General features: G+C 69.5%; 4 protein-coding genes, 1 pseudogene and 1 riboswitch. All 5 genes and pseudogenes read left to right on the top strand.

Annotation, left to right across the window (positions count from 1 at the left end):
- Window position 1: 1 nt before the first annotated feature.
- The gene (locus B1964_RS16345; RefSeq protein ID WP_253194033.1) at window positions 2-934 is read left to right on the top strand and encodes an FUSC family protein; all 933 of its coding nucleotides are present in this window, start codon (window positions 2-4) and stop codon (window positions 932-934) included.
- A 2-nt stretch (window positions 935-936) separates the two neighbouring features.
- Window positions 937-1,012, top strand: a riboswitch (Fluoride riboswitch).
- A 20-nt stretch (window positions 1,013-1,032) separates the two neighbouring features.
- On the top strand, window positions 1,033-1,536 hold the full coding sequence (gene crcB, locus B1964_RS16340; protein WP_079930525.1) for a fluoride efflux transporter CrcB: 504 nt from the start codon (window positions 1,033-1,035) through the stop codon (window positions 1,534-1,536).
- Window positions 1,533-1,901 carry a fluoride efflux transporter CrcB gene (crcB, locus tag B1964_RS16335; RefSeq protein WP_079930524.1) on the top strand — a complete coding sequence of 123 codons (369 nt, stop codon included), beginning with the start codon at window positions 1,533-1,535 and terminating at the stop codon, window positions 1,899-1,901. The genes crcB (B1964_RS16340) and crcB (B1964_RS16335) overlap by 4 nt, the downstream gene beginning before the upstream one ends.
- A gap of 146 nt (window positions 1,902-2,047) precedes the next feature.
- Window positions 2,048-2,510 (top strand): annotated as a pseudogene (locus tag B1964_RS31080) (universal stress protein).
- A 10-nt stretch (window positions 2,511-2,520) separates the two neighbouring features.
- A partial coding sequence (locus tag B1964_RS16325; RefSeq protein WP_139765762.1) for a M20/M25/M40 family metallo-hydrolase occupies window positions 2,521-2,938 on the top strand: 418 nt, incomplete at its 3' end.

Below are 2,938 nucleotides of genomic sequence, written 5' to 3'. Positions count from 1 at the left end.
CGTGGCGGGTATCCCGGCGATCGTCGTGACGGCACTGGTCGACGTGGGCGCCGGCGCTGCCCTGGCGGTCGGCATGATCCCGGCGCTGGTGGTGGGCGTACCGCATGCCCGACGCTCCCGGCTCGTGATCGTGGCAGCCGGACCGGTTCTCGGGGTCCCGATCATCCTCGGTTCCGCTGTCGCTCCCTTCCCGGTCCTCGCCGTGGCGGTGATGGCGGTGTTGCCGGTGCTGGCCGTGTGGTCGGCGCCCGCACTGCGACGTCCGCGACTGTCGATGCTGCTGACGATCATGGCGCCACCGCTGATCGGGGTGGGCCTGAGCTCCGACGGTGTGGCCGTCGGCTTGCGGATCACCGGACTGTTCCTCCTCGGTGGCCTCGCCGCGTTCGTCGTCGCCGTCGTCATCCCGGAGCGTCTCGTCCCGGACGGGCCCGGCGGTGGGCCGGGGCCGCGGGTGCCGGGGATGCAGTATGGCCTGCTCGTCGGTGTGGTGGGGGCGATCACCGCGGGCATCGGATTCGCCTCCGGCTTCGATCACGTCGGATGGGCCTGCGCGGCAGCGCTTCTGGTCATGAGGCCGGATCCTGATCTGCAACTGTGGCGGACCGCCGGGCGTTTCGTGTCAGTGGTGACCGGCGGTGCGGCCGCCGTCGTACTCGTCGACCATGCCCCTGCCTGGTCGCTGGCGATCGTGGTCGGGGTGGTGCTCGCCGCGGCGGCGGGCACCCGCGGCAGCCGATGGTACATTCTGCCGACCTTCACCACCTTTCTGGTCATCCTCATGCTCGGTGCGGCGACCACCGGAACCGCACCCGGACGCTTCGGTGAGCGCGTCGGCGAGACGCTTCTCGGTCTCGCGGTCGCGGCGGTGGTCGGTGTGGGTGTTCCGCTCCTGCGCCGACGCCTGCACCCGGATTCGACGGACGTCGAGTAGCATCGGCCGCGGGTGATGGATCTCGCCCGGGCCGCGCCGGCCCGAACCGCCGACAAGGCTGATGGCTCCTGTTCCGATTGCCGGAAAGGAGCTCTGTCATGGGCGCACCCCCACACCCCGAACCGACCTCGAATCCACCAGCTCCTCGTCCCGTCGACCCCGACAGCCCGGCTCCACGGCCCCTGCATCTGCAGCCGGGAGCGCTCGCGCTGGTCTTTCTCGGCGGTATTGCCGGTACCGGGATGCGTTACCTGCTCGAGGAGTTGTTCCCGGCCCACGGAACCGGTTGGCCGTGGGCCACATTCGGCATCAACCTCAGCGGTTCCCTCGTCTTGGGCGCGCTGCTCGAGGTACTCGCCCTGGCCGGGCCGGACGAGGGATGGCGACGACGCGTTCGGGTGCTCGTCGGCACCGGATTCTGTGGTTCGTACACCACCTACAGCTCCTTCGCCTTGGAAACCGCTCAACTCGGACACCACGGCGCGCCGGGCACCGCGATCGCGTACGCAGCAGTCAGCGTGGTCGGCGGAATCCTGTGCGTCTGGGCCGGTATCGCGCTCGCCGGTGCCGCTCTACAGGGCCGGGGAGGTGAGGTCGCATGACGGTGATCGCGATCCTGCTGGCGGGTGCCCTCGGCGCGGTCGCCCGGTTCGTCGTCGACGGCAGCATCAAACGATGGCGATCGACGACCTTTCCGTGGGCCACGGTCGTCATCAACGTGACCGGGTCGTTGGTGTTGGGAATGCTCGCCGGGCTGGTGATCTCGCACGGGGCGCCGACCGGGTTGCAAGCCGTCGTCGGGACCGGATTCTGCGGCGGATACACGACATTCAGCACCGCATCGGTGGAGACGATTCGGCTCGCCCAGCAGCGGCACGGAATGCTCGCGATGGCCAACGCGGTCGGCTCGGTGGTCGCCTCGGTGACCGCATGTGCAGCCGGGCTGGCCCTGATGTGGGCGATCTGAGGAGCGCGATGAGCAACAACGACCGAAACCGCTATTCCCACCACCGAGGTTCCCACAACCGAAGTTCCCACAACCGAAAATCCGAGGACCGAGGTTCCGAGGACACCGGGCCGCTGCGTCGACGACGTCACGGGCCCACGCCGTCGGTGACCGCACGAACCGCGCTGGTCGTCGGCTGGAATCGGCACCCCGACAGCGTCGCCGCGGTCCGCTTCGCCGTGATGCTGGCGCGTCGACTCGACGCGCACATCCACGTGGTCCACATCGTCGATCTCGACGACGAACCACTCGATCTCGATGCGCCCGACTGGGATCCAGCAGTTCGCTGCCACCGTCGACAGCGACGCACTCGCCGCCCGGGGCCTGCTCGACGCACTGCCTGCGTCGTGGACCTACCACAGCGCACACGGGTCGGCGGCCGACCTGCTCGCAGCGGTCGCCGACGAGTATTCGGCACTGCTCGTGGCGATCGGCAGCCCGCGCGGGGGACTGATGTCGGTGCTCGATTCGGCGCTCGGACAATCCGTCGCGCACCGGATGATCGGCCGGCGCGAGGTACCGCTGCTCGTGGTCCCCGCCGACACCGAGGTCGGCGAACCGCAGGATTGAAGGAGTGCCCATGACCACCACCATCGACGTGCCGACGCTGTATCGGGACCTGCACCGCCACCCCGAACTCGCCTTCACCGAGACACGCACGGCCGGTATCGCCGCCGCCCACCTGCGCGCCGCGGGGTACGTGGTGGCCGAGGGGATCGGCGGAACCGGGGTCGTCGGAGTACTGACACGCGGAGCGGGCCCGACGGTTCTGTTGCGCGCCGACATGGACGCCCTGCCCGTGCAGGAACAGACCGGACTCGACTACGCCAGCACCGCGGTCGGCACCCACGCCGACGGGACGAGCACCCCGTTGATGCACGCCTGCGGCCATGACGTCCACACCAGTTGCCTGATCGGCGCGGCGTACGACCTCGCCGCCGACGACACCTGGCGCGGATGTCTGATGCTGGTGTTCCAACCCGCAGAAGAGATCGGCA

The organism is Gordonia sp. i37 (assembly GCF_002043085.1).
Classification (GTDB): domain Bacteria; phylum Actinomycetota; class Actinomycetes; order Mycobacteriales; family Mycobacteriaceae; genus Gordonia; species Gordonia polyisoprenivorans.
Note: the sequence above shows the minus strand (reverse complement) of the source record. Positions and strands in the feature narration are given on the sequence as shown.

What these genes read in the sequence shown, in the direction of transcription:
- crcB (WP_079930525.1), top strand. Translation starts at nt 1,033, where the DNA reads ATGGGCGCACCCCCACACCCCGAACCGACCTCGAATCCACCAGCTCCT.
- crcB (WP_079930524.1), top strand. Translation starts at nt 1,533, where the DNA reads ATGACGGTGATCGCGATCCTGCTGGCGGGTGCCCTCGGCGCGGTCGCC.